The following is a 26289-nucleotide window of genomic DNA, read 5'->3' as shown; positions in this document are numbered from 1 at the left end:
CCACCCGCCAGATCGCTATTTTTCGTTGCTGACCAACTGCACCACGCTGGAGAAATCCAGCTTGCCGCGACCGGCCTGGTGGTTCATCGAATACAGGTTGCGCGCCAGCTCACCGAGCGGGATCGACGCGCCCACGCCCATCGCCGCTTCCACCGCCAGGCCCAGGTCCTTGAGCATCAGGTCGCTGCCGAACCCGCCGCTGTAACCACGCGACGCCGGTGCATTCTCCAGCACGCCCGGCCACGGGTTGCACACTTCGGTGGCCCAGCTGCGGCCGGTGCTGACTGCCATCATGTCCGACAGTACCTTCGGGTCCAGCCCGTGCGCGACACCGAGCGCGATCGATTCGCCAGTCACCGCCATGATCACGCCCAGGGCCATGTTGTTGCACAGCTTGGCGACCTGTCCGGCGCCGCTGGCGCCCACATGGAAGATGTTCCTGCCCATTGCCTGCAGCAGCGGACGGGCACGTTCCAGCGCGTCTGCTTCACCGCCGACGATGAAGGTCAAGGTGCCGGCCGACGCACCGGCGGTACCGCCGGAAACCGGCGCATCCAGCATCTGCAGGCCACGTGCGGCGGCCGCTTCGGAGACCTTGCGCGCGGTGGCCGGGGCGATCGTGCTGCAGTCGATGACCAGCGCACCGCCGGGAATATCACCCAGCAGGCCATCCTCGCCCAGGTACACCCCTTCGACATGGCGGCTGGCCGGCAGCATCGAGATCACCACCTCGGCATCGGTCAGCGTGTCCAGCGCGGAGGTAGCCGCCGTGGCGCCGGCATCGACGGCGGCCTGCACCGCGGCCGGCACCAGGTCGAACACGCGTACGGCGTGGCCGGCCTTGGCCAGGTTGGCGGCCATCGGACCGCCCATGTTGCCCAACCCGATGAATGCAATACGGCTCATGCGAGGTTCCTTTCAGCAGTAGTGGCCTCCAGGTCGGCCAGCGGATGCTGGTCGATGGGCCAGGGAGAATCAAAGAAGCCGGCAGCCCATTCGGCGCTGGCCGCGGCAAGCGTGGCGGGCTGCCAGTGGGGCGTACGGTCCTTGTCGACCAGCAGCGCACGGATGCCTTCGGCGAAGTCGCCATGCGCGGCGCAGTGCAGTGCGGCGATGTACTCCAGCCGGTAGACATCGGCCAGTCGTGCACCGGCACAGCGACGCTGCAGCTCGAAAGCCAACCGTGCCGAACCGGGCGCGCCGGACGCCAGCGTCTTCTGCGCGGCCTGCAACCAGCCGTCGTCGGTCTGCAATGCGGTGATGCGTTCAACGATGGTGGGCAGGTCCTCGCCTGCGCAGAGATCATCGACCAGCGCCGCATGGGTCGACAACGGGCCGGCAGGCGCATCGCTGGCGAAAGACTGCAGCAGCACGTCCAGGCGCGCGTGGCTGTCGGCGCTGTCGCCACTCCACGCCACCTGCAGCAGGGCATCGAGAACATCGGCGCGGCGTGCCTCGGCGACATGCACATCGGCCAGGCCGGCATGGATCGCATCGCCGGCGTTGAGCAGCGCACCGGTCAATGCCAGGAACAGGCCGCCGTTGCCGGGAACGCGCTGCAACAGCCAGCTGCCACCGACGTCCGGGAACAGCCCAACGGTGATTTCCGGGAACGCCAGCTTGGAGCGCTCGCTGACCACGCGGTGGCTGGCACCGGACATCAGCCCGATGCCGCCGCCCATCACGATGCCATGGCCCCAGCACAGGATCGGCTTGCGGCAGGCATGGATCAGGTAGTCGACGCGGTACTCGACGTCGAAGAACTCCAGTGCGTAGGCGTTGTCACGGATATCGGTGCTGCCAGCATCGCGATGCGCCTTCATGCTGCGGTACAGGCTGTGCAGGTCGCCACCGGCGCAGAAGGCCTTTTCGCCAGCACCCTGCAGCACGATCAACGCGATGCCGTCATCGCTGGACCAGGCCCGCAGGCGCTCCAGCAACAGATGCGCCATCGGCAGCGAAAAGCCGTTCAGCGTGCGCGGTGAATTCAGCGTGGCGATACCGATGCGCGTCCCGTTGGCAGCGGCTCGTTCCTCGAACAGGACCGGAGCTTCTTCAACGCGCACGTCGGTTTCCCGGCTCATGCGTTCTTCCACTGCGCCGTACGCTTTTCAAGGAAGGCACTGACGCCCTCCACCTGGTCGGCGGTGTCGAACAGGTCGACGAAGGCTTCGCGCTCCGCCACCAGTGCCGCGGCGTGGGTACCGGTGCGGGTGGACTGCACCAGCGTCTTGCAGGCGGCGACGCTGGTCGGGCTCTGCCTGCCAGCCTTCTTCGCCCATTCCAGCGCCAGCGCCTTGCCTTCGCCCTTGCCGGCCTTCTGCTCGGCCAGGCCGATGCGCACGGCGGTATCGGCGTCGATGCGCTCACCGAGCAGGATCATGCGCTTGGCCCAGCCTTCGCCAACCAGTCGCGGCAGGTTCTGCGTACCGCCGGCGCAGGGCAGCAGGCCCACGGTGGCTTCAGGCAACGCGACCTGTGCGTGTTCTTCGATGATGCGCAGATCGCAGGCCAGCGCACATTCCAGGCCACCGCCCATGGCATAGCCGTTGATGGCGGCGATGGAGACGCCGCGGAAGCCGGACAACGCCTCGAACGCCTCGCCAAAGCGGCGTGCAGCCTCGCGTGCCGCGGCCTTGTCGCCGGACGCGAACTGGTTGAGGTCGGCACCGGCGGAGAAGAATTTCTCGCCGTCGCCGCTGATCACCAGCGCATAGATGTCACGATCGGCGTTGAGCGCACCCACCAGGTCGCGCAGCGCGGACAGGCTGTGCACGGTCCAGGTATGCGCCGGCGGGTTGTGCAGGGTGATGACGGCGACGTTGCCGTCAGCCTCCACCTTCAGGCCGACGTGGTCGTGGTTGCGCCAATCGTTCATCGCAGTTCCTCTTCGGTATTGAGCAGATGGCGGGCGACGATCACCCGCATGATCTCGTTGGTGCCTTCCAGGATCTGGTGCACGCGGCAATCACGCAACAAGCGTTCGATCGGATATTCGCGGATATAGCCGTAGCCACCATGGATCTGCAGCGATTCGTTGCAGATGGAGAAACCCGCATCGGTGGCGAAGCGCTTGGCCATCGCACACCACACCGTGGCATCGCTGGCGCCGGCATCGAGCTTGCGTGCAGCGGAATGGACCATCTGCCGTGCGGCGACCAGCTCGATGGCCATGTCGGCCAGCTTGAACTGCAGCGCCTGGAATTCAGCCAGTGCCTTGCCGAACTGGCGACGCTCACCCATGTAGCGGCGCGCGGCATCCAGTGCTCCCTGCGCGGCCCCCAGCGAACAGGCGGCGATGTTGATGCGGCCGCCATCCAGGCCCTTCATCGCCAGCTTGAAGCCGCCTCCTTCCTCGCCCAGCAGGTGGCTGACCGGCACACGCACGTTCTCGAAGGTGATGCCACGGGTCGGCTGGCTGTTCCAGCCCATCTTCTCTTCCTTGCGGCCAAAGCTGATGCCCGGCAGGTCGGAAGGCACCGCGATCGCGCTGACGCCCTTTGCACCGGCACCACCGGTACGCGCCATCACCACCAGCAGTTCGGTCGCGCCAGCCCCGGAAATGAAGGCCTTCGAGCCGTTGAGCACGTAGTGGTCGCCATCGCGCACGGCGGTGGTCTTCAGCGAAGCCGCATCCGAGCCGGCACCCGGTTCGGTCAGGCAGTACGAGGCCAGCTTGATACCGGCTGACAGATCCGCGCCCCAGGCAGCACGCAGGCTGTCCTGGCCCCAGGTGGAGACCATCCACGACGCCATGTTGTGGATGCTTATGTAAGCCGCAGTGGATGGGTCCACGTTGGCGAGCTCCTCGATGACGACGGCGGCGTCCAGGCGGCTCAAGCCGCTGCCACCGACCTCGGGATCCATGTACAGGCCACAGAATCCGAGTTCCCCGGCCTTGGCGATCGCCTCGCGCGGAAAGATGCCCTCCGCATCCCATCGCGCGGCGTGCGGCGCCAGTTCGGCCTGGGCGAAGTCACGCGCTGCTTCTCTATAGGCCTGCTGCGCTTCTTCGAGTTCCGTCGTCATCGAGTTACTCATGGCTGGAACTCCGTTGTTACTTCAAGCTGATGGTGGTGTTGACGCCGTGGCCCAGCGTCTCGTCGTCGAACCAGCGTGCGGTGATGGTCTTGGTCTGGGTGTAGAACATCACCACCTGCTTGCCGTACGGACCGAGGTCGCCCAGCTTCGATGCGCGCGAACCGGTGAACGAGAACAGCGGCACCGGCACCGGGATCGGCACGTTGATGCCGACCTGGCCGACATCGATGTCTTCCTGGAACTTCCGTGCGGCTGCGCCGGACTGGGTGAACACCGCCGTGCCGTTGCCGTTCGGGTTGCTGTTGACCAGTGCGATGGCGTCGTCCAGCGTCTCCACTTCCAGGATCACCAGCACCGGCCCGAAGATTTCCTCGTCGTACACGCGCATGCCCGGCTTGACGCCGGAGAAGATGGTCGGGCCGACGAAATTGCCCTTCTCGAAACCGTCCACCTGCGGGTTGCGGCCATCCAGCACCAGCGTGGCGCCCTGCTCCACGCCCGAGGCGATCAGGTTTTCGACACGCTCGCGGGCACTGCAGGAGATCACCGGGCCGACATCGGTGCCTGCCACCGAGCCGGCGCTGACCTTCAGCGTCTTCGCCTTGGCCACCAGGTCCGGCACCCACTCGCGCGCTTCACCGACCAGCACCAGGGTGGAGGCGGCCATGCAACGCTGGCCCGCGGCACCGAAGGCGGCACCGACCATGGCGTTGAGGCTCTGTTCCTTGTTGGCGTCCGGCAGCACCACGGCGTGGTTCTTGGCGCCCATCATGCATTGCACGCGCTTGCCGGCCAGCGAGGCACGGTTGTAGACGTGGGTGCCGACGCGGGTGGAACCGACGAACGAAACCGCCTTGATGTCCGGGTGGTCGCAGATCGCATTGACCACTTCCTCGCCACCGTGGACGACGTTGAGCACGCCCTTGGGGATGCCCGCCTCCAGCGCCAGTTCGACCAGGCGCATGGTGACCATCGGGTCCTGCTCGGATGGCTTGAGGATGAAGGTGTTGCCCGTTGCGATGGCCATCGGGAACATCCACAGCGGGATCATCGCCGGGAAGTTGAACGGGGTGATGCCTGCGCATACGCCCAGTGGCTGCAGCAGCGTGTAGGTGTCCACGCCGTTGGCGACGTTGTTGGCCAGCTCGCCCAGCTGCAGGTTGCCGATGGCCGCGGCGTGCTCGACCACTTCCAGGCCGCGGAACACATCGCCTTCGGCATCGGGCACGGTCTTGCCCTGTTCGGCGCTCAGGGTGTGCGCCAGCTCGCTCATGTGCTCGCGGATCAACTGCTGGTACTTCAGGAAGATGCGTGCGCGGGTGCCGATGGGCGTCTTGCGCCAGGTCTTGAACGCTTCCTTGGCGGCGGCAACGGCGGCGTCGACTTCACCGACGGTGGCAAACGGCACCTTGGCCAGGACGTCCTGGGTGGCCGGGTTGATGACGTCCTGCCAGTGGGACGTGGACGACTCGATGAACTGACCATCGATCAACAGGCGGACGCGGGGCGCTGCAACGGTCATGACATTCCCAGGGGTGCGAAAGATGCTTTGCATTATTCACAGCGGAACACTCGATTTCTGGCCCGTATCCGCTTAATCTGGCCAACCAGCAAGGCGATTGTTGTTAATTTTGTGAATGACAGTCCTTCCCAGCGCCAGATGGGGCTTCGGCTGACGAAGCTCCGCACCCAGCACGGCTACACGCAGGCCCAGCTGGCACAGGCCCTGGGCGTGTCGGCCAGCTACCTGAACCAGATCGAGCGCAACAAGCGCCCCCTGACGCCGGCCGTACAGGAACGGTTACGCGATGTCCTCGGCGAGCTTTCCGGGCTGTTCGACGCCGATGCGCCAGCCGCGCTGCAGGACGCGCTGGGCCAGACCCTGCGCGACCTGGGCCTGGCCGACGTCAGCGCCCACGAACTGCGTACCTTGGCCGGCAACCTGCCGCAGGTCAGCAACGCGCTGCTCGACCTGCACCGCCGCCACCTGGCCCTGCGCGAGCATGCGGCGGCGCTGGAGTTCCAGCTCGGCGAGCCCGGGGCGGGCATGAGCCTGCCAGCCGGTGACCAGGTGCGCGACTTCTTCAACCGCATGCACAACCACATCCCCGAACTGGACGAACTGGCCGAACAGCTGTTCACCGAATGGGGGCTGGCCCCGGGCCACGTAGCGCCACGCCTGCGGCAACTGCTGGCTGATCGCCACGGCGTCATCGTCGAGGTGGCGCCGCTACGCGCCGGGCGCGAAAAGCGCCTGTTCGACGCGCAGGCCCGCACGTTGTGGCTTCCCGACTACCTGGAACCAGGCCAGCAGGCCTTCCAGATGGCGGCCGAGCTGGCACTGCGCGGCCATGGCGGCCAGGTCGATGCCGTGATCGCGCGCGCCGGCTTTGGCGATGACGAACGCATCGCGCAGGCGCGCATCGGCCTGTCCAACTATTTCGCCGGTGCACTGGTGATGCCCTATGGGCCGTTCCTGCGCGCAGCCGAACACAACGGTTATGACATCGAGCAGTTGGCCCACCAGTTCGGTGTCGGCTTCGAAGCGGTCTGCCATCGACTCAGCACGCTGGCCCGGCGCAGCGCACCCGGACTGCCGTTCTTCTTCATCCGCGTGGATCGCGCCGGCAACGTGTCCAAACGGCATTCGGCCACGGACTTCCACTTCTCACAGGTGGGCGGATCATGCCCGCTGTGGATCGTCTACGAGGCCTTCAACCAGCCTGGCCGGATCCTGACCCAGACCGCCCGCATGCCCGACGGCCGCCGCCATTTCTGGCTGGCCCGGCAGGTAAGCAGCGGGCCGGTCGGCCATGGCCAGCCACGCAAGACCTTTGCCGTGGCACTGGGCTGCGACCTGCAGCATGCCGAGCGCCTGGTCTATGCGAACGGGCTGGATATCCAGCGCCCCGGCAACTCGGTATCCATCGGTCCGGGTTGCCGTGTGTGCCCACGCGAAGACTGCATGCAGCGCGCGTTCCCGCAGTTGCCGGGACGGCGCTGACATCCGGATGTAGCGCCGAGCCATGCTCGGCGAACGCGCTGCCATGGCGCGCCGCTAGTAGATCGGCGTCACCTTCATCTGCGGTAATGGCCGCGGCGCACCGTCGGTCAGATCGGGGCCAAGATCCTCCCAGGTAGCACCCTGCTCGGCCATCCGCGCATACAGCGCCTGGGATTCGCGCTGCTTTTCCTGCGAGCCCAAGGGGTAGGACGGCGGCGCGGGTTGTCCACTGGCCACGCTGGAATAGACGGCGCGGTAGGCGACCACCTGTTGCGCCGGATCATCGGTACGCGACACTTCCAGCGTGTAGCGCTGGTAGGCCGAGGCCAGGTTGCGCCAACGCACCCAGTAATGGTTGTCGAACGAGAACGCACAGAAGCGTTGCCCGGCCAGCGTGCCTTTTTCCGCGATGCGACCGAGCACTTCCTGCGGCATGTCCAGATTCATGCCGCCTTCGTCGCCTTCCAGCACCACGTTGACGATGCGGTCGCGATACCCGGGCGCGCGCGCCTGCAGCAGGTCGCGCCAGTTCTGCATGGTGGCCACCACCGCGAACAGGAAGCGCGCCAGCTCAGTAGCCGCAAGCGGCGAGGCGATATCCCGATAGCCGCGCTGCCAGCCCTCGCGGTTGCCACGCGGGCGGACCACCGCGCGTTGCAGCGCTTCGTCCGGCGCAAGCCCCTCATCCAGTTCTTCGGCCTGGGTCGGGTAGACCAGGTTGATCGCGAAGGTCGGCCAACGCGGCAACGCGGCATCGAACAGGTGGATGGGGAAATTGCTGCTGATGCCACCATCGGAGAACCAGCACAGGCGGAAGCCGGCGATGGTCGACGTCGCGCCACCGCCACTGCTGGTCAGTCCCTCCATGCTGTCGGCGACGTTATGGCCGCGGCGTCCGGGTTCGGCCGAACTGGCCTGCGCACGCCGCTGCCGGCGTGCCGGCTCGTGCAGTGGCACGGCACTGATCAGCAGCGGAAAGCTCAGGCTCATGCGCGTGGCCACCAGCACCGGCAACTGCTCGTCGGGCGGCAGCTGGTAATAGCGCTGCCCTTCCACTTCCTCGCTGGAGCCTGCATGCCGCACCAGCCAGTCCACTACGCTGGATGGGAACAGTCGCTCGAATTCCTCGCGCAGGAACCAGAAGCAGCCGTCGGTGAACGGCAGCGTGCGCGGCTCGTTGTGCGATACGCAGGTGCTGATCATCTGCAGGGTGATCGCGCGCGGATCCGCCGGCTCATCGGCGTAGCGCGGCGCGGCGTGCAGGTCGGCGAAGGTCAATGGTTCGTCCGCCGGTTTTCCGGCCAGCCGTTGCAGGCTGCCATGCAGCCAGTCGGTCAATGCCGGCCGCAGCGGGCCATCGCTGCGTCCCGTGCACAGGCCCAGCAGGTTGCCGCGCGCCACCCGCGCCACCCGCAGCAAGGCACCCGCCACCCCGGCACCGTAAGCGCACAGCAACGAGGGCAACAGCGTGGCCAGCACGCCGGACAGGCCCCCCGCCCATGCACCAAGGCCCAGCAGCGCGGCCAACGACAGCAGCACCTCGAAGGGCGCGATGGTGAACACGGCAGCCAGCACGCAGAACACCTTGCGCGGCCAGCCGGCATGGCTGGCCAGCACCACCAGCAGGCGGTAGGCCGCCCGTGCGCCGCGCGCGGGCTGGAACAGGCCATAGATGAAGCCACGCCGCGACAACTGCGCGGAAACCTCGACCAGCCCGGCGAAGCCGGCCCCGGCCTCCAGCACCTCGCCTGCATGGCGACGGCGGTCGCCCAATGCGGCGGCGGCGGCGACCGCCGCCGCGATGGCGCCGGCCGACGTGCCGCCGATGCTCTTGAACCGGTACTCCTTCGCCAGCGCCAGCACCGCGTTGGGATACACGATGCCGCTGGTGATGCCGCCCTTCATGACCAGATCGCAATATTTAGCTGCCATGTACCCCTCCACGCATTCCCTATGCGTCCGATTATGGCCGCTGCATCTCTCACCGAATGAGATACATGCGTCACTCCGGCCCGCCATCATCCGGAGCGGCAACAGGAAAGGTAAATGTGACTTATTCTCATTCAAGGGGTAGCATGCCGCGCCTGAGATCCCTTCGTACTCCGCGCGCGCCTGTCACCCCCCGCCCATGCCGTCCAACGCCTCCACCCTGACCGAGCTGCTGATCCGCGAACGTCCGGCGTTGCTGCGCCTGGTGCGCTCCATCCTCGGCCACGACAACGGCGCCGAAGACGTGATCCAGTCGGTGTGGTTCAAGGCGCGCGGGGTGGACAGCGCACAGCAGATCGACAACCCGCGTGCCTATCTGTACCGGCTGGCGGCAAACCTGGCCACCGACCATGGCCGCGAGCACACCCGCCGCACCCGGCTGCTGGCCGAGCACTACCTGTGGGGTCCGGATGAAGTGCTGTCCACCGAAGAACAGGTGATGGCCCAGGACGAACTGCAGCGGGTGCTGGAAGCAGCCAGCCACCTGCCCGAGCCAACCCGCAGCATGTTCCAGCTCAATCGCCTGCAGGGCCTGACCCAGGCCGAGGTCGCCAAGCGCCACCGGGTTTCGGTGACCACCGTGGAAAACCATATCCGCAGCGCCCTGCAACGACTGTCGTGGGCCCGCCGTGGCCGCTGAACCGCAACCGGCCTTGGGGACTCGGCCATGCCAGGCGTCTTGTCCATGACCACGGTCCATTGCCCCACCCCATCCATTCCCCCCACAGCCATCGATCTTCCACCGCCAGCCATGAGCCCGCAGCCACCGACCGCCCCCGGCACCACCGCCGCAGATGACGACGCCCTCGCCATGCAGGCCCACGCCTGGATTGCCGCACTGGCGTCCGGTGCGATGGAGCACGCGCAGTTGCAGGCCTTCGAACAGTGGCTGGCACTCCCGGGCCACCGCCGCGCGTTCGAGTACGAGCGGCAGCTGTGGCGAAGCCTGGGCCCGCGCAGCGCCAGTGGCCTGGCTGCCACCGCACCACAGCGCAGGCGCCAGCGCTGGAAGCGCGCAGCCTGGGCCAGCGTGGCAGTGCTGGCGCTGGTGGCCATCGCGCCGGAGGCGACGCTGCGGCTGCAGGCCGACCATCGTAGCGGCGCCGGCATCGCCGAGGTCACCCTGCCCGATGGCAGCCGCGCGGTGCTTGATGCCGAAAGCGCCATCGCCGTGCATTACGGCGCGCACACGCGGCGCATAGAACTGCTGCGTGGCCAGGCCTGGTTCGAAGTCACTGCCGATCCACGGCGTCCGTTCCAGGTCAGCGCCGACGGCGGCGTGGTCGAAGACATCTCCACCGCGTTCGCCGTCGCCCGGCGCGAGGACCAGGTCGAGGCGATGGTCGAACAGGGCCGGGTCCGGGTGGCGGCGCGCGAAGGCGGCGGCTGGACCTACCTGGATGCCGGCCAGCGCGCCCGCTACGGACGTGGCAGGGAGGTGAACCGGCTTGGCGACGTGGCGCCGGACCGGATTGCCAGTTGGCGGCAGGGCGAGCTGCTGCTGGATGCCACCAGCGTCGGCGTGGCGGTGGAGCGCATTGGCCGTTATCGCCAGGGCCCCACCTTCGTGCGCGGCGATCTTTCCACGCTGCCCGCGGTCAACGCCGCGCTGCGGCTGGACCGCCCGGAACAGGCGCTGGATGCGCTGGCCAGCAGCGCCGGGCTGCGCATCACCCGCCTGCCACTCGGCGTGGCCATCGTGCGTCCGGCTGCCGCCGGCGCGCAGTGAATACAACGACACCTGCGATTGGCCTTGGGGAACGCCGCCCCTGGTTCGTCTCTACTGCAGAACGTTCTCGCCGCCGCCATGCACGTTCAACGTGCCCGCACCCCCGGTGCGGCCTTTCCGCATCCGCGGCTTCGACAATCCACAGGTTTTTCCATGCGTAATGCTTTCCGCGCGGGCGGCCGCCCTCGCCCCTCCCGTCTTTGCCTGGCGCTGTTCGCCGCCGGCCTTGTCGCCCCGGCCGCACTGCCGGTGCTGGCGCAGTCTTCCGGCGCCGCGATGCGCACGGCCGCCACCCGCTTCGACATTCCCGCGCAGCCACTGGCCGACGCACTGCGCAGCTACATGCGCCAGTCGGGCGTGCAGGTGGCCTATCCGGCCGCCCTGGCCAACGGCGTGCAGTCCAGCGCGGTCAACGGCGAACTGGACGCACAGGCTGCGCTGGCCCGCCTGCTGCAGGGTAGCGGGCTGGTCGCGCGCCGGGTCGGCGCCGATGCGGTCAGCCTGGAGCGCGCACCCGGCGCCGATGGCGATGTGATCGTCACCGATGCACTGAGCGTGGCCGGCAATGCCAGCGATGGCGGCAGCGCGCAGGCACGTGCGCTGGACGTGTACCGCAACGCAGGTTCCAGCGCCTATATCCCGCGCGACACCATCGAACGCTTCCGCGGCACGTCCACCGCCGACGTGGTGAAGGGCGTGGCCGGTGTCACCGCCGGTGACCCGCGCGTGGCCAACGCGCTGGACGTGAACATCCGCGGCATCCAGGGCCAGAGCCGGGTACCGGTGATCATCGACGGTGGCCAGTCGACCATGGATACCTACCGCGGTTACGCCGGCCAGTCGCAACGCAGCTACCTGGACCCGGACCTGATTTCCAGCATCACCATCAGCAAGGGACCGACGCTGGGCGTCAATGCCTCCGGCGGCATCGGCGGCGTGGTGGAGATGGAAACGCTGAAGATCGACGACGTGCTGCGCGAAGGTCGCGACAGCGGCCTGCGCGTGCGCACCGGCATGGCCAGCGGCAGTTCCAACAACGTGCCGCCCTACAGCGCCGTGCCGCGTACCGATCGCAGCGCGCTCGGCAGCCAGTTCTTCAACCTGGCCGCCGCCCGCCACTGGGATCGCTTCGACCTGGTGGCCGCCTATGCCTGGCGCGAGAACGGCAACTACTTCTCCGGCAAGCATGGCTATGAGGACTTCCCGCAGACCCGGCGCACGCTGGCACCGCTGAACCCGCCGGACACCGAAGTGTTCAACACCTCCTCGCGATCGGAATCGTTCCTGCTCAAGGGCACTTGGCGCATCGACGACGACCAGACCCTGGAAGCAGGCTACCGCCGCTACGAAGGCACGGCCGGCGAAATCATGGCCTCGCAGATCATCCGCGTCGATCGCGACCGCGTACCGCAATGGGACCCCGGCCACGTCGACATGGATGCATGGAACCTGCGCTACCGTTTCAATCCGGACAACGACCTGTTCGATGTGAAGGCCAACCTCTGGTACACCCAGGCCGACAGCCTGATGTACAACGGCCTGACCGGCATCACCCCGTGGTACTTCGACCGCCGCACCGAATGGTATGACGGCCCGACATTCAACGAAGATCCCGGCTACAAGGATGCCTACCGCAACGAACTGAGCCAGGAACGGCTGGGCCTGGACGTGGGCAATACCAGCCACTTCTCCACTGCGGCCGGCCTGTTCACGCTGGACTACGGCCTGTCCTACAGCGACGAAGACGTCGGCCCCGGCCCGCATTCGCCGATCATGCATGACGACCTGGTCAACAACCGTTTCCTGCGCAACGCGGCGCGTCGGGAATCCAGCGCGGTCGCGTCGCTGAAGTGGCAGCCGGACGAGCACTGGGAAGTGCTGCTGGGCGGCCGCTACAACCGGGTCAGCGTGCATGACCGCAACCGCCTGGCGACGGTGGCCGGCGAAGAGGTGATCGGCCAGTACCGCTACACCCAGCTGCTCGATGGCGATCCCAGCCTGCCGGCATGGCGCGCCGACCGCATCGCCATGCTGAACTGGTATCCCGATGCCAACGGCCAGTTCACCGAAGCGTCGCTGCTGGCCTCGCCCTACGAGAAAGGCACCGTGGCCGACATTGCCGGCTGGAACTTCTATTCCGCCGACGATGCCGAAGACCTGGTGGTGCCGACCAGCTGGACATGGTCGCAGCCGATCCGCCGCCGCGACGATGCCTTCATGCCGACCGCCAGCGTGGCCTACCGCTTCAACGAAGATACGCTGGTCTACATCAAATACGCCGAAGGCGTGAAGCTGCCCAGCCTGTTCGAGACCACCCTGGGCCTGTTCACTGCGGCGCGGCCAACCGCCGAGCTCAAGCCCGAACGCGCCGCTACCTGGGAAGTGGGTGCCAGCACCGTGGCCCGTGGCGTGTTCACCGAAGGCGACCAGGCGGCGCTGAAGCTTGCCTACTTCAACACCCGCATCGACGACCTGATCACCCGTGATTACCGCACGCTGTCGGCCGGGCTGATCCGCAACGTCGACCGTTTCAAGGTCTCCGGCCTGGAGCTGCAGTCCAGCTACGACAGCGGGATACTGTTCGCCGATCTGTCCGCGCACTACTACATCGAAGCCAAGACCTGTGCCCCGGACATCGCCGCCGAGCGCCGCGCCTATGGCACCACGCGTGGCATCGTCGAACTGCAGAACACCCCGGACTGCGTCGACGGCGGTTTCGAAGGGTCCTACAGCAACACGCAGAACCCACCGCGCTACAACGTCAACGCCACCCTGGGCGCACGCCTGTTCGACAAACGCCTGACCTTCGGCACCCGGGTGATCCACAACGCCGGCCCGATCAGCAAGCTGGACAAGGAATGGAACGTCGGCCTGTCGGCGATCCAGCAGCTGTACCGTCCGGCGACCATCGTCGATGTGTTCGCCAGCTGGAAGGCCAGCGAGCAGTTCGCCGTGGACTTCAACGTGGACAATCTGACCGACCGCTACTACCTGGACCCGCTGGCGCTGGGCGTGATGCCGGCGCCAGGCCGCACCGCGCGGCTGGCCCTGACCTACCGCTACTGAGCCGCACCGTGCCGGGGGCCACGATGCCCCCGGCGCCTGCGTGGCATTCCCGCGATTGCCGACGCGGCAGATGCCCCACCTGCCGTTCCACTCCCCCTCCTGCACGACGCACCATGACCATCGAAACCGCCACCGAAACCCGAAGCCAGCGCCTGAAGGCCGCCACCCGAGACAGCCACGGCGCGCTGGACAAGCGCATCATGGCCGGCGACATCTTCGCCAGCCGCGGGCAGTTCGCCCGCTTCGTACGGGTGCAGTACCGCTTCCATCGCGATATCGACGCGCTGTACGACAGCCCCGGACTGGACGCATTGCTGCCGGACCTGGAAGGCCGCCGCCGCCTGCCGCAGATCAGCCGCGACCTGGTCGACCTGGAACAGGCACTTCCCACGGCCGCCGCGGCACCGCTGCAGCCCGACCTGCCGCTGCCGGTTGCGCTGGGCTGGCTGTACGTGGCCGAAGGCTCCAACCTGGGCGGCACCATCCTCTACAAGATGGCCGCCAAGCTGGGCCTGGATGCCGGCTTCGGCGCCCGCCACCTGGCCGCGCACCCGGATGGCGCCGCCCGCCACTGGCGCGAGTTCACCGCTGCGCTGGACAGCGTGGTGCTCAGCGCTGGACAGGAACAGCAGGTGATCGACGCCGCCGACGCTGCATTCCGCAGCGTGCACGGCCATGTCGAAGAAGAGTTCGCGTGATGGCAGGCATCGCCCGCTGCGATGCAGCCGGAAACGGGCCGCGCTGATGCGCTGGCTGTGGTTCTGCCTGGGTTGGCTGATGGTCGCCTTGGGGGTGATCGGCGCGCTGCTGCCGGTGATGCCCACCACCATCTTCCTGATCCTGGCCGTGGGCTGCTTTGCCCGAAGTTCGCCGAAGTTCGAACGGATGCTGCTGCAGCACCCGCGCTACGGCCCCGCGTTGCGCCTGTGGCGCGAACAAGGCGCGGTCAGCGGCAAGGGCAAGGCCTTCGCCAGCGCAGGAATGGCGCTGGGTTTTGGCCTGTTCTGCTGGGGCGCGCGGCCGTCCTGGCCGCTGCTGCTGGGTGTCGGCCTGTTCTTCGGCGCCAGTGCCGCCTTCGTGCTGTCACGACCGGCGCCGCAGCCGCTGCCGCCCTCTGCTTCGTCTTCCCCTGATTGATTCCTGCCGCACGGTGCCACCTGCGCACCGCACCGCCCCAACCTGCGACCCCGCCATGCCACTGCCCCCCTTGCTTGCTGCCACTGCCATTCCCACCCACCTCACGCCCTGGGGCATGTATCTCGCCGCCGACACCGTGGTCAAAACGGTGATGATCGGCCTGGCCGTGGCATCCATCGCCACCTGGACCATATTGCTGGCCAAGAGCTGGGAGCTGGGCCGCCACGCCCGGCAACTGCGCCAGGCGCGCGCACGGCTGCTGGAAGCGGCCCGGTTGCCGCCCCATGGCGGCGACGCCAGCTTCGACCATGGCGCGGCCAACGCACTGGTCGAAGCGGCATGCAATGAACTGCGCCTGTCGCATGACGCCGCCGTGCCGGAGGGAATCAAGGAACGCGTGGCGTCGCGGCTGGAGCGCATCGAACTGCAGCATGCACGGCAGCTGCGCAGCGGTATCGGCCTGCTCGCCAGCATCGGCGCCATCGCCCCGTTCGTCGGCCTGTTCGGCACGGTGTGGGGCATCATGAACAGCTTCGTCGGCATCGCACAGGCCAACACCACCAACCTTGCGGTGGTTGCACCGGGTATCGCCGAAGCGCTGCTGGCCACCGCGCTGGGGCTGGTCGCCGCCATTCCGGCGGTGGTGGTCTACAACCACTTCACCCGGGTGCTGGCCGGCATCCGCACGCTGATGGGCGATCTTTCCGCCGCCGTGCAGCAGTTGGTGTCGCGCGACCTGGACCGTGCCGCCATCGCCAGCGCGCGCACCGCGCACTGAGGCCGAAGCCATGGCGATCAAGACCGCACGCGATGACGATGATGCGCCGGAAGAAAGCCACGCGATCAACGTCACCCCTTTCATCGACGTGATGCTGGTGTTGCTGATCATCTTCATGGTGGCCGCGCCGTTGGCCACCGTGGACACCCCGGTGCAGTTGCCGGCCAGCAATGCGCAGCCGCAGCCGCGCGATGAGCAGCCGCTGTTCCTCACCGTGCAGGCCGACCTGTCGCTGGTATTGAACGACCAGCCGGTACGCGCCGGCGGCCTCAAGCCGGCACTGGATGCCTTGACCGGCGCTGATACCGGGCAACGCATCTACCTGCGTGCCGACCGGGCCGTCGCCTACGGCGACCTGATGCAGGCGATGAATGCACTGCGTGATGCCGGCTACCGCAAGGTCGCCCTGGTCGGGCTGGAACAGCAGGCACCATGAGCAGCAACCGCTGCGGGCTGCTGCGCTGGTCGACCAGCCTGGCCATCGTGCTCGGCGTGCATGCAGCAGGGATCGCGCTGGCGTTGTGGTGGAACGCACACGCACCGGACGTGCCCACCGAACTGCCACCGGAAGCCCTGATGGTGGAACTGGCTGCACGGCCGGAAGCACCGCCCGCACCTCCGCGCGAGCTGCCACCGGGCCCGCTGCAGCGCGAACAGCATCGCCCGCAACCCAGGCCGGTGGCGAAGATCGACCTGCCGCCCGACGACGCCGAGGAAGCGGACGCCACCTTGCGCCGCGACGAACAGCGCGAGGACGAACCGACCGACCAGCACGACGTGGCGCAGTCGTCGGCGCCACCGGACGTGCAGGCAGATGCCTCGCAGCGCCATGCCGCTGCGCAGACAGTGAGCGGCGTGCGCGGGGATGCGGTGGTCAGCTGGCAGGGCCTGCTGCTGGGCCACCTGCAGCAGTACCGGCGCTATCCGCGCCAGGCCGAGCGGCTGCGCCAGCAGGGCGTGGCCTATGTACGCTTCGCCGTGGACCGGCAAGGCAATGCCAGCAACGTGCGCATCGGGCGCAGCAGCGGCCACCTGCTGCTGGATGAGGAAACCCTGGCCACGGTGCAGCGCGGCAGTCCGCTGCCGGCGCCGCCGGACGATGTTCCCGGCAACCCGGTGGAAGTGATGGTGCCGGTGGAGTTCTTCCTGCACCGGCAGTAACCCCGGCATCGCCGCCGGTGCGGGAAGCCACGCTGCGGCCTCTGTGTTTACCGCTTGACCACCGCAGCACAAGCGCCTACCTTGTGTGGGCCGAAGGTGTTCATCTCTTCATCTGCATGAAGGGATGGAATTAAACGGGAATCCGGTGAAGGCGCCTTGCGCGCCCATTCCGGAGCTGCCCCGCAGCGGTGAATGGAAACGACCTCCGTCAACAGCACTGGGCCTGCGTGCCTGGGAAGCGACGGACAGTAGGTGGGCTTGGCGGCCCGCGTCCAACAGCCCGAATACCGGCCCCGGCCGGGGGACACGACCGTCCCTCGATTCGACCTGGAATCTCCGCGGGGAGGTTGCCCGGCCCATGTCGTCCTGCTGCCTGCAGGGCGCGTCGGCACGTGCGCCTGACCACGGCATCCGGTTCGCCCGCGGGGGCGAAGGTCGCTGGCAGGGCATGCGCGTACCGGCGACGGCACGCGCCGCGCCGTGCGGTTCCTTCGTTCCTCAATGCCGATATGCAATGAGGACACGCTGCAATGACCACCGTTACCAACCTGGGATTTCCCCGCATCGGCGCCAAGCGCGAACTGAAGCGGGCGCTGGAACGCCACTGGAGTGGCGAAGATGACACCGCCACCCTGCAGGCCGCTGCCGCGGCATTGCGTGCGCGCCACTGGAAACTGCAGGTCGCCGCCGGCGTGGACGTGCCGCCGAGCAATGATTTCAGCCTGTACGACCAGGTGCTCGACACCGCCTTCCTGTTCGATGCCATTCCACACCGCTACCGCACGCTTGCCGAGCACGAGCCGCTGGCCGCCTACTTCGCCATGGCCCGTGGCCTGCAGCGCGAAGGCATCGACCTGCATGCGCTGGAAATGACCAAGTGGTTCGACACCAACTACCACTACCTGGTGCCGGAACTGCAGGCCGGGCAGGCGTTCGCGCTACGCGGCGACAAACCGTTGGCGGAGTTCCGCGAAGCGAAATCGCTGGGCATCCACACCCGGCCGGTGCTGCTGGGACCGGTCAGCTTCCTGCTGCTGGCCAAGACCACCGACGGTTCGGCGGCGCTGGAGCTGCTGGATGCCTTGCTGCCTTCCTACGTGCAGTTGCTGGCGCAGCTCGCCGAAGCCGGGGCGGACTGGGTGCAGCTGGATGAACCCCTGCTGGTGCAGGACCTGGACGATGCCGCGCGGGCGGCGTTCGAACGTGCCTATGCCGTGCTGGGCGGGGCGGCTGCGCAGGTGCGGCCGAAGATCCTGCTGGCCACGTACTTCGGCGCGCTGGACGACAACCTGGAGCTGGCCGCCTCGCTGCCGGTTGAGGGCCTGCACGTGGACCTGGTGCGCGCGCCGGAACAGCTGGACGCCGTGTTGAAGGCGCTGCCGGCCGGGCGCGTGCTGTCGGCCGGGCTGGTCAATGGCCGCAACATCTGGCGCACGCACCTGGACAACGCACTGATCCTGGCCCGCTATGCGCAGACCGACCGCGGTGCGGACCTGCTGTGGCTGGCCCCCTCGTGTTCGCTGCTGCACAGCCCGGTGGACCTGTCGCTGGAAAAGAAGCTCGACGACGAGCTGCGCAGCTGGCTGGCGTTCTCGCGACAGAAGCTGGAAGAACTGCGCGTGCTGGCCGACGCCCTGGATGGCAGGCCATCGGCAGAGGCGGGCCTTGCCGCCAACCGCGACGCGCTGGACGCACGTCGTCGCTCGCCCCGGGTGCACAACCCCGCCGTTGCCGCACGCCTGGCCGCACTGACCGGTGCCGACGCACAGCGTCACAGCGGTTATGCACAGCGGCGCGTGGCCCAGCATGCCGCGTTGCAGCTGCCGTTGCTGCCGACCACCACGATCGGTTCGTTCCCGCAGACGCTGGAAGTGCGCGAAGCGCGTGCGAAGCACAAGTCCGGCAAGCTCTCCCTTGCCGACTATGAGGCCTTCCTGGAACAGCAGACTGCCCATTGCGTGCGTGAACAGGAAGCATTGGGGCTGGACGTGCTGGTGCACGGCGAATTCGAACGCAATGACATGGTCGAGTACTTCGGCGAACAGCTGGAAGGCTTTGCGTTCACGGGCAACGGCTGGGTGCAGAGCTACGGCTCGCGCTGCGTGAAGCCCCCGGTGATCTTCGGCGACGTCAGCCGCCCGCAGCCGATGACGGTGCGCTGGTCCCGTTATGCCCAGTCGCTCACCCGCAAGCCGATGAAGGGCATGCTGACCGGGCCGGTGACCGTGCTGCAGTGGTCGTTCGTGCGCGACGACCAGGAACGCGACCTCACCTGCCGGCAGATCGCCCTGGCGCTGCGCGACGAAGTGAACGACCTGGAAGCAGCCGGCATCGGCGTGATCCAGGTGGATGAACCGGCCATCCGCGAAGGGCTGCCGCTGCGTCGCGCGCAATGGCGCAGCTACCTGGACTGGGCCGTGGAAGCATTCCGCATCAGCACCAGCGGCGTGCGTGATGCCACCCAGGTCCATACCCACATGTGTTACTCCGAGTTCAACGACATCATCCATTCAGTGGCGGCGATGGACGCCGACGTCATCTCGATCGAAACCTCGCGTTCGCGGATGGAACTGCTGGATGCATTCGTGCGCTTCAACTATCCCAACGAGATCGGCCCCGGCGTGTATGACATCCACTCGCCACGCGTACCGGACAAGGCGGAAATGGTGGACCTGCTGCGCAAGGCACTGGCGGTGCTGAAGCCGGAGCAGCTGTGGGTGAACCCGGACTGCGGACTGAAGACCCGAGGCTGGCCGGAAACCCGTGCGGCCCTGCAGGCACTGGTGGCCGCCGCCGCGGAACTGCGCGCCGAGCAGGCCGACGCCAACGTCGCCTGATCCTGTCCCTGATGCACGGGTCGCCGCCGTTGCCGGCGGCCCGTGCGGTACCGAACGATGACCGAACTCCAACGCCCTTCCCTGTCCCTGCCCGACGCCGGTGGACGCCTGCTGCTGCATTCCTGCTGCGCGCCCTGTTCCGGCGAGGTGATGGAGGCGATCACCGCCTCCGGGATCGACTACGCGATCTTCTTCTACAACCCGAACATCCACCCGGTGAAGGAATACGAGCTGCGCAAGCAGGAGAACATCCGCTTCGCCGAACAGCACGACGTGCCATTCATCGATTGCGACTACGACACCGACAACTGGTTCACGCGCGCACGCGGCATGGAGAACGAACCCGAGCGGGGCATCCGCTGCACGATGTGCTTCGACATGCGCTTCGAACGCACCGCGCTGTACGCCCATGAACACGGCTTCGACACCATCAGTTCGTCGCTGGGCATTTCGCGCTGGAAGAACATGGCCCAGATCAACGACTGCGGGCATCGCGCCGCTGCCCGTTACCCGGGCCTGCAGTACTGGGACTACAACTGGCGCAAGGGGGGCGGCGCCAGCCGCATGGTCGAGATATCCAAGCGCGAACAGTTCTACCAGCAGGAGTATTGCGGCTGCGTGTACTCGCTGCGCGATGCCAACCGCCACCGGCGCGAAACAGGCCGCGAGCGGATCCAGATCGGCCTGCTGTACTACGGACAGGAAGCCGGCCAGGACAGCAAGGATTGAGCCCACGAGGGCGTCCGGCTAGGCTGGACGCCCCCCGCCTGGAAACGCCGATGACTGCCCTGCCTGCCCACGTGGCCCTGATCGTGGTGGACCTGCAGCCGGACTTCATGCCCGGCGGCGCGCTGCCTTGTGTCGATGGCGACGCATTGGTCGAACCGATCGCCGCGTTGTTGCACGCGCGCCGGTACCACGCCGTCGTGGCCACCCAGGACTGGCATCCGCGCAACCATGCCTCCTTCGCCAGCCATTACCCCGGCCAGGCACCGTTCGCGCAGATCCAGCTGCATGGACATGCGCAGACGTTGTGGCCCGATCATTGCGTACAGGGAACCACCGGCGCCGCATTGCATCCGGGCGTGGACTGGGACGTGGCGGACATGGTGCTGCGCAAGGGCACCCGCCCACGGGTCGATTCCTACAGCGCCTTTCGCGAGAACCACGGCCCGGATGGCACGCGTCCGGCCACCGGCCTGGCCGGCTGGCTGCGCGAACGTGGCATCACCGAGGTGCACGTGTGTGGGCTGGCACGCGACTACTGCGTGTTGTGGACCGCGCAGGATGCGGCAAGCGCTGGCTTCGCGGTGGGCTTCCACTGGGAGCTGACCCGTCCGGTCAGCGCCGACAACGACGATGCCACCCGGCAGGCGCTGGCCACGGCGGGGATCGCACTACTCTGACCTGGCGATGTCCTGCGCCGACCGCGCTCGCGGCATGGCCGTGGTAGCGCCGAGCCATGCTCGGCGGATCCCATCCGGCACCGTGATGTCCGATACAGGCCGCGCTCCGCGCTCGCCGAGCATGGCTCGGCGCTACTCTGATCTGACGGTGTCCTGCACCGACCGCGCTCGTGGCATGGCCCTGGTAGCGCCGAGCCATGCTCGGCGGATTCCATCCGGCACCGTGATGTCCGATACAGACCGCGCTCCGCGCTCGCCGAGCACGGCTCGGCGCTACTCTGATCTGTCCTGCACCGGCCGCGCTCGTGGCATGGCCCTGGTAGCGCCGAGCCATGCTCGGCGGATCCCATCCGGCACCGTGATATCCGATACAGACCGCGCTCCGCGCTCGCCGAGCATGGCTCGGCGCTACCCTGATCTGACGGTGTCCTGCGCCGACCGCGCTCGTGGCATGGCTGTGGTAGCGCCGAGCCATGCTCGGCGGATCCCATCCAGCACCGTGATGTCCGATACGGAGCGCGCTCCGCGCTCGCCGAGCATGGCTCGGCGCTACCCTGATCTGACGATGTCCTGCACCGGCCGCGCTCGTGGCATGGCCGTGGTAGCGCCGAGCCATGCTCGGCGGATCTCATCCGGCACCGTGATATCCGATACGGACCGCGCTCCGCGCTCGCCGAGCATGGCTCGGCGCTACTCTGATCTGACGGTGTCCTGCACCGACCGCGCTCGTGGCATGGCCGTGGTAGCGCCGAGCCATGCTCGGCGGATTCCATCCGGCACCGTGATGTCCGATACAGGCCGCGCTCCGCGCTCGCCGAGCATGGCTCGGCGCTACCTGCTTCCGGCGTCAGCGGAACACCACCGTGCGGTGCCCGTTGAGCAGGATCCGATGCTCCACATGGCGGCGCACCGCCCGCGCCAGTACCTGCGATTCGGTATCGCTGCCCAGCCGCACCAGTTCGCGCGGCGTCATCGCATGGTCTACCCGGGCCACGTCCTGTTCGATGATCGGGCCCTCGTCCAGGTCTTCGGTCACGTAGTGCGCGGTGGCACCGATAATCTTGACCCCGCGCGCATGCGCCTGGTGGTAAGGCTGCGCGCCCTTGAAGCTGGGCAGGAAGCTGTGGTGGATGTTGATCGCGCGGCCGGCCAGCGCGCGGCACAACGTCGGCGACAGGATCTGCATGTAGCGCGCCAGCACCACCAGGTCGATCTTCTCGCGCTCCACCAGGTCGATGATCTGCTGCTCCTGCACTGCACGCGTTTCCGCGCTGACCGGCAGGTGGTGGAACGGGATGCCGTAGGAGGTCGCCAGTGGCGCGAAATCGGCATGGTTCGAGGCCACCGCCGCGATGTCCACCTTCAGCTGGCCGCTGTGCACGCGGAACAACAGGTCGTTCAGGCAATGCCCCTGTTTGCTGACCAGCACCAGCAGGCGCGCACGGCGACGCCCGTCATGCAGCTGCCAGTCCATGCCGAAGCCCTCGCCCAGGGCAACCATCGCGGCATGCACGGTATCCAGCGGCTGGCTGGCATCACGGTCGAAATGCACGCGCAGGAAGAAGCGACCGCTTTCCTCGTCGCCATACTGCTGGGCGTCGAGGATGTTGCAGCCATGGTCATAGAGCAGGCCGGACACGCGGTAGACGATGCCGGTACGGTCTGGACAGGACAGGGTGAGGATGGAGTCAGGGCGCATCCGGCCAAGTCTAGGGCAGCCTGCTGCGCCGCGGAATAAATGCTCTCAGATGCAACTGGTGGTGACGGCCGCTGGCCGTCGTTGCATGCATCCAGGATGACGGCCAACGGCCGTCACTACCCTCAGCCCGGCGGATGTACTGTCAGGGCCACCAGCCGCAGCACCAGCGGACGCACCACCAGCACGCAGCAGAACGCCACCGGCATGGCCAGCAGGTAGGCTTCCAGCACGCGGACCAGGTAAGCCTCATCGATACCGGCATGGGCGGCGGTGATCACCAGGCACATCAGCATCGCCATGATGCTGGCCATGAAGAAAGCGAACACATAGGGCGTGGCGCGGTGGCCGAACTTCCACCCGCGTCGGGCAGGTGTGGAGGTGTGGTCAGTCATCGTGGGGGTCATACGGGAACAGCGGGGCAGCATGCCTGAAGCACCAGCGCGCTGCATCCGTACCGGGCTTGGGGCAGTCCGAAGCAGAACTTTGGCCGTGGTCGTGGCACGCTGTGGGGTCCATGAACCTGCTCCAGCTCATCCGCACTTTCACCCGCACCGCCGAGACCGGCAGCATCGCCGGTGCCGCACGCACGCTTGGTATCAGCGCCACCGCCGTCGGCCAGAACATCACACGGCTGGAGGCGCACCTGGGCGTGCGCCTGTTCAACCGCAGTACCCGCTCGCTTTCACTCAGCGAAGCCGGTGCGCTGTACCTGACCAAGGTGCAGCACATCGAAGCCGACCTGGCTGGCGCACAGGCAGCGGTCAGCAGCGGCGATGTCGAACCGGCCGGCCCGCTGCGCATCGCCTGCAGCCGCGCATTCGGCCGCCACGTGCTGGCGCCGATGCTGCCGGCGCTGCAGCGGCGGCATCCCCGGCTGCAGGTGGAACTGCGCTTGTCCGACCGTGCGGTGCGGCATGCCGAAGAGTCCGTGGACGTCAGCATCCGCATCGGTGCGCAGCTACAGGATGGGCTGGTGGCAAAGCCGCTGGCCCGCATCCCGTTTGTGTTCTGCGCCGCGCCGTCCTATCTGGAACAGAACGGCACGCCGACGTCGCCGGAGCAGCTGGCCGATCACCGCGCCCTGCTGTTCCGCTTCCCTGCCGATGGCCGCCCACTGCGCTGGGGCCTGCTTGGCGAGCAGGGACGCGTGGAAGCCACGATGCAGCCCGGGATGGTCTGCGATGACATCGATGCACTGGCCGAACTGGCCGCTGCCGGCGGCGGCATCACCCGGCTGGCCGCGTTCGTCGCCGAGCCCTACCTGCGTGATGGCCGGCTGCAGACGGTGCTGGCCGATGATCCACGCTGGATACCCGAGCCGATGGAAATGTTCTTCTGCCTGAGCGATCGCCGCGATTTCACCGCCCGTATCCGCGTTCTGTTCGAGCACCTGCAGGCGGGGTTGCCGGTGGCATGGAAGCCGCAGGCGGTCTGATGTCTCGGAGCTGCCGGCCAGGCCCCGGCTACACTTGTTCAAGCCGCGCTTACGTGCAGGGTGATGCCCAGCGTGCGCGCCACCTGCAGGATGGTGGCGAACTGCGGCGAGCGCCGGCCGCTCAGTTCGCGTCGCAGCAACCGGCAGGACATGCCACTGCGCTCGGAGAAATCGCGCATACCCTGTGCATGTACGACGGCGCCCAATGCCTTGGCGATGAGCACCGCGTCACCGTCGCTTTCGATGATGCAGGCTTCCAGCAAGGCGGCCACGGCGGCGGGATGCTGGAAGCGCGCGGCCACTTCCAGAAGCTCCAGGGTGGTTTTATGTACCACGGCACGTCCGCCTCGGTGGGAAGGTGACGTGGAAGGCGTGGGAGCTGTCAGGACGTTCTCGAGCATCGATGACCTCGCATCGTGAGAGGCCACCTGCGCCTTGGCGCAAGGTGGCGGACGGTGCGGGTAGCAGTACCGGCATGTCTAGATCCACTTCAACCGGCGGATCAGTGATCCCCACACACCGCCCGCCATGGAACCGGCAAGGCAGTGCATTCTCCGCCGTGCCCAGCGGGCACGAACAGAGAGGATCTGGACATCGTCGGGACTGCTATCCCGGCTGGCGCAACCGGCACCAGCCCGAACATCCTGCGCGGGGGTGACTGATTGCGTCCATGAGGAAATCTGTGTTTTTGCAGGAGCGTTACGACCAACGGTCGCCACCCACCAAGCGCATCAGCGCAAAGCGTGGCTCAGCGCGCCTCAAACACACCGCGCGCCTCGCGCGGTTCACAGCGCAGGTACTGCGGCGCCGGCGTCACGCTGTCACCCAGTGCAGCGGCAGCATGCCACGGCCAACGCGGGTCATAGAGGATGCCGCGGGCCAGCGCGACGGCATCGGCGTGGTTATGGCGCAGGATCGATTCGGCCTGGTCGGGCTCGGTGATCAGGCCCACGGCGATGACCGGCATGCGTACCTTGGCCTTGATCGCAGCGGCGAACGGCACCTGGTAACCCGGGCCGATGTCGATCTTCTGCCGCTCGTCCAGCCCGCCGCTGGAGACGTGCAGGAAATTGCAGCCGCGCGATTCCAGGATCAACGCCACGGTTTCGGTCTGGGTGATGTCCCAGCCACCCGGCACCCAGTCGCTGGCCGAGATACGCACGCCCACTGCGATCTTCGGCGACACTGCGGCACGCACCGCGTCGTAGACCTCGATCAACAGGCGCAGGCGGTTCGGCAACGCACCACCATAGCCGTCGGTTCGCTGGTTGCTCAGCGGCGACAGGAACTGGTGCAGCAGGTAACCGTGCGCGGCGTGCAGTTCGATCAGCTGGATGCCCAGGCGCTCGGCGCGACGTGCACTTTCCGCGAATGCCTGCACGATATCGGCGATCTCGGCCTCAGTCAGTTCATGCGGTGCCGGATTGCCGGCATGGAACGCACGTGGCGACGGTGCCACCGGGGTCCAGCCGTTTTCATCATCGGCCGGAATCTGCTTGCCGCCTTCCCACGGACGCGACACCGATGCCTTGCGGCCGGCGTGGCCGAGCTGGATGCCGATCGGCATCGACGACCAGCGTCGTACCGACGCCAGCACGTTGCCCAATGCGGCTTCGGTGGCGTCATCCCACAGGCCCAGGTCGGCATGGCTGATGCGGCCACGTGCTTCCACCGCAGTGGCTTCCAGGATCAGCAGGCCCGCGCCGGACTGGGAGAGGCTCCCCAGGTGGATGGTGTGCCAATCGGTGGCCTGGCCATTCTCGGCGGAGTACTGGCACATCGGGGCGATCACGATGCGGTTGGGCAGGGTCAGGGGCCCGAAGGTGACGGGCGACAGCAGCTGGCTCACGTGGGGGGATTCGCAGGGGGATAGACAGGGGGCTATTGCAGCGCCGATGGCGCGATAGATCAAGCGGTTCGGTGGATCACAGGATCGTGCGGGTAGCGCCGCGCCATGCTCGGCGGAATCCATCCGCGCGCTTCACGCCCGCCGAGCATGGCGCGGCG

Annotated in this window: 23 protein-coding genes and 1 riboswitch; of the genes, 13 read left to right on the top strand and 10 right to left on the bottom strand. The window is 67.4% G+C overall.

The annotated features are described in order from the left end of the window. Nucleotides 1–15 precede the first annotated feature (15 nt). The 5 genes from mmsB to H4O11_RS16765 are packed head-to-tail and all read right to left on the bottom strand — an operon-like array spanning nucleotide 16 to nucleotide 5563. Complete coding sequence (mmsB, locus tag H4O11_RS16785) at nucleotides 16–906, bottom strand: 3-hydroxyisobutyrate dehydrogenase (RefSeq protein ID WP_182341076.1); 891 nt, start codon at nucleotides 904–906, stop codon at nucleotides 16–18. Continuing rightward, the gene (locus H4O11_RS16780) at nucleotides 903–2084 is read right to left on the bottom strand and encodes an enoyl-CoA hydratase/isomerase family protein (protein WP_182341073.1); all 1182 of its coding nucleotides are present in this window, start codon (nucleotides 2082–2084) and stop codon (nucleotides 903–905) included. Before H4O11_RS16780 ends, mmsB begins: the two co-directional genes overlap by 4 nt. Beyond that, complete coding sequence (locus tag H4O11_RS16775) at nucleotides 2081–2878, bottom strand: enoyl-CoA hydratase (RefSeq protein WP_182341070.1); 798 nt, start codon at nucleotides 2876–2878, stop codon at nucleotides 2081–2083. Before H4O11_RS16775 ends, H4O11_RS16780 begins: the two co-directional genes overlap by 4 nt. Next, the gene (locus H4O11_RS16770) at nucleotides 2875–4029 is read right to left on the bottom strand and encodes an acyl-CoA dehydrogenase family protein (RefSeq protein WP_461020707.1); all 1155 of its coding nucleotides are present in this window, start codon (nucleotides 4027–4029) and stop codon (nucleotides 2875–2877) included. The genes H4O11_RS16775 and H4O11_RS16770 overlap by 4 nt, the downstream gene beginning before the upstream one ends. Before the next feature lie 28 nt (nucleotides 4030–4057). Continuing rightward, nucleotides 4058–5563, bottom strand: a complete 1506-nt coding sequence (locus tag H4O11_RS16765; protein WP_182341065.1) for a CoA-acylating methylmalonate-semialdehyde dehydrogenase — start codon at nucleotides 5561–5563, stop codon at nucleotides 4058–4060. A 111-nt stretch (nucleotides 5564–5674) separates the two neighbouring features. Between H4O11_RS16765 and H4O11_RS16760 the strand changes: the two genes are divergently transcribed. Beyond that, nucleotides 5675–7045, top strand: coding sequence for a short-chain fatty acyl-CoA regulator family protein (locus tag H4O11_RS16760; RefSeq protein WP_182341062.1), 1371 nt, complete (start codon nucleotides 5675–5677; stop codon nucleotides 7043–7045). Between the two features lie 54 nt (nucleotides 7046–7099). Here the strand turns inward: H4O11_RS16760 and H4O11_RS16755 are convergent, their stop codons facing one another. Next, nucleotides 7100–8977, bottom strand: a complete 1878-nt coding sequence (locus tag H4O11_RS16755) for a patatin-like phospholipase family protein (RefSeq protein ID WP_182341059.1) — start codon at nucleotides 8975–8977, stop codon at nucleotides 7100–7102. A gap of 196 nt (nucleotides 8978–9173) precedes the next feature. Here H4O11_RS16755 and H4O11_RS16750 point away from each other — a divergent pair, with 196 nt between their 5' ends. The 11 genes from H4O11_RS16750 to pncA all read left to right on the top strand — a co-directional run bounded on the left by H4O11_RS16750 (nucleotide 9174) and on the right by pncA (nucleotide 21148). Beyond that, nucleotides 9174–9674 carry an RNA polymerase sigma factor gene (locus H4O11_RS16750; RefSeq protein ID WP_182341056.1) on the top strand — a complete coding sequence of 167 codons (501 nt, stop codon included), beginning with the start codon at nucleotides 9174–9176 and terminating at the stop codon, nucleotides 9672–9674. Between the two features lie 111 nt (nucleotides 9675–9785). Continuing rightward, nucleotides 9786–10763, top strand: coding sequence for a FecR family protein (locus H4O11_RS16745; RefSeq protein WP_182341053.1), 978 nt, complete (start codon nucleotides 9786–9788; stop codon nucleotides 10761–10763). Nucleotides 10764–10916: 153 nt separating this feature from the next. After that, entirely contained in the window at nucleotides 10917–13829 is a 2913-nt protein-coding gene (locus H4O11_RS16740; RefSeq protein WP_182341050.1) for a TonB-dependent receptor, read from the top strand. Nucleotides 13830–13942: 113 nt separating this feature from the next. Further along, entirely contained in the window at nucleotides 13943–14527 is a 585-nt protein-coding gene (locus tag H4O11_RS16735) for a biliverdin-producing heme oxygenase (protein ID WP_182341046.1), read from the top strand. Nucleotides 14528–14573: 46 nt separating this feature from the next. Continuing rightward, the gene (locus tag H4O11_RS16730) at nucleotides 14574–14966 is read left to right on the top strand and encodes a DUF454 family protein (RefSeq protein ID WP_182341333.1); all 393 of its coding nucleotides are present in this window, start codon (nucleotides 14574–14576) and stop codon (nucleotides 14964–14966) included. Between the two features lie 55 nt (nucleotides 14967–15021). After that, on the top strand, nucleotides 15022–15744 hold the full coding sequence (exbB, locus tag H4O11_RS16725) for a tonB-system energizer ExbB (protein WP_246333564.1): 723 nt from the start codon (nucleotides 15022–15024) through the stop codon (nucleotides 15742–15744). Between the two features lie 10 nt (nucleotides 15745–15754). Further along, a complete protein-coding gene (gene exbD / locus H4O11_RS16720; RefSeq protein WP_182341043.1) occupies nucleotides 15755–16180 on the top strand; it encodes a TonB system transport protein ExbD in 426 nt (141 codons plus the stop codon). Next, nucleotides 16177–16905: an energy transducer TonB gene (locus H4O11_RS16715; protein ID WP_182341040.1), complete on the top strand. Its 729-nt coding sequence runs from the start codon at nucleotides 16177–16179 to the stop codon at nucleotides 16903–16905. The genes exbD and H4O11_RS16715 overlap by 4 nt, the downstream gene beginning before the upstream one ends. A 76-nt stretch (nucleotides 16906–16981) precedes the next feature. After that, nucleotides 16982–17215: riboswitch (cobalamin riboswitch) on the top strand. 220 nt (nucleotides 17216–17435) lie between these two features. After that, nucleotides 17436–19742, top strand: coding sequence for a 5-methyltetrahydropteroyltriglutamate--homocysteine S-methyltransferase (metE, locus tag H4O11_RS16710; protein WP_182341037.1), 2307 nt, complete (start codon nucleotides 17436–17438; stop codon nucleotides 19740–19742). Between the two features lie 57 nt (nucleotides 19743–19799). Next, nucleotides 19800–20471 carry an epoxyqueuosine reductase QueH gene (locus H4O11_RS16705; protein WP_182341034.1) on the top strand — a complete coding sequence of 224 codons (672 nt, stop codon included), beginning with the start codon at nucleotides 19800–19802 and terminating at the stop codon, nucleotides 20469–20471. A gap of 50 nt (nucleotides 20472–20521) precedes the next feature. Further along, on the top strand, nucleotides 20522–21148 hold the full coding sequence (gene pncA, locus H4O11_RS16700; RefSeq protein WP_182341031.1) for a bifunctional nicotinamidase/pyrazinamidase: 627 nt from the start codon (nucleotides 20522–20524) through the stop codon (nucleotides 21146–21148). 847 nt (nucleotides 21149–21995) lie between these two features. Here the strand turns inward: pncA and purU are convergent. Both purU and H4O11_RS16690 read right to left on the bottom strand, forming a co-directional pair. Next, nucleotides 21996–22847, bottom strand: a complete 852-nt coding sequence (gene purU, locus H4O11_RS16695; RefSeq protein WP_182341028.1) for a formyltetrahydrofolate deformylase — start codon at nucleotides 22845–22847, stop codon at nucleotides 21996–21998. Between the two features lie 122 nt (nucleotides 22848–22969). After that, nucleotides 22970–23239 carry a DUF2798 domain-containing protein gene (locus H4O11_RS16690; protein ID WP_182341023.1) on the bottom strand — a complete coding sequence of 90 codons (270 nt, stop codon included), beginning with the start codon at nucleotides 23237–23239 and terminating at the stop codon, nucleotides 22970–22972. A 122-nt stretch (nucleotides 23240–23361) separates the two neighbouring features. On the opposite strand from H4O11_RS16690, the gene H4O11_RS16685 reads away from it, so the two are divergent. Next, on the top strand, nucleotides 23362–24282 hold the full coding sequence (locus H4O11_RS16685; protein WP_182341020.1) for a LysR family transcriptional regulator: 921 nt from the start codon (nucleotides 23362–23364) through the stop codon (nucleotides 24280–24282). 38 nt (nucleotides 24283–24320) lie between these two features. Here the strand turns inward: H4O11_RS16685 and H4O11_RS16680 are convergent, their stop codons facing one another. Together H4O11_RS16680 and H4O11_RS16675 are read right to left on the bottom strand one after the other, a co-directional pair. Further along, nucleotides 24321–24617 (bottom strand): addiction module antidote protein, encoded by a 297-nt coding sequence (locus tag H4O11_RS16680; RefSeq protein ID WP_220466807.1) that lies wholly within the window; start codon nucleotides 24615–24617, stop codon nucleotides 24321–24323. Nucleotides 24618–25030: 413 nt separating this feature from the next. Continuing rightward, on the bottom strand, nucleotides 25031–26131 hold the full coding sequence (locus H4O11_RS16675; RefSeq protein WP_182341017.1) for an oxidoreductase: 1101 nt from the start codon (nucleotides 26129–26131) through the stop codon (nucleotides 25031–25033). Nucleotides 26132–26289: the final 158 nt, after the last annotated feature.

This window comes from Stenotrophomonas tumulicola (assembly GCF_014117215.1).
In the GTDB taxonomy this organism is placed as follows: domain Bacteria; phylum Pseudomonadota; class Gammaproteobacteria; order Xanthomonadales; family Xanthomonadaceae; genus Stenotrophomonas; species Stenotrophomonas tumulicola.
Note: the sequence above shows the minus strand (reverse complement) of the source record. Positions and strands in the feature narration are given on the sequence as shown.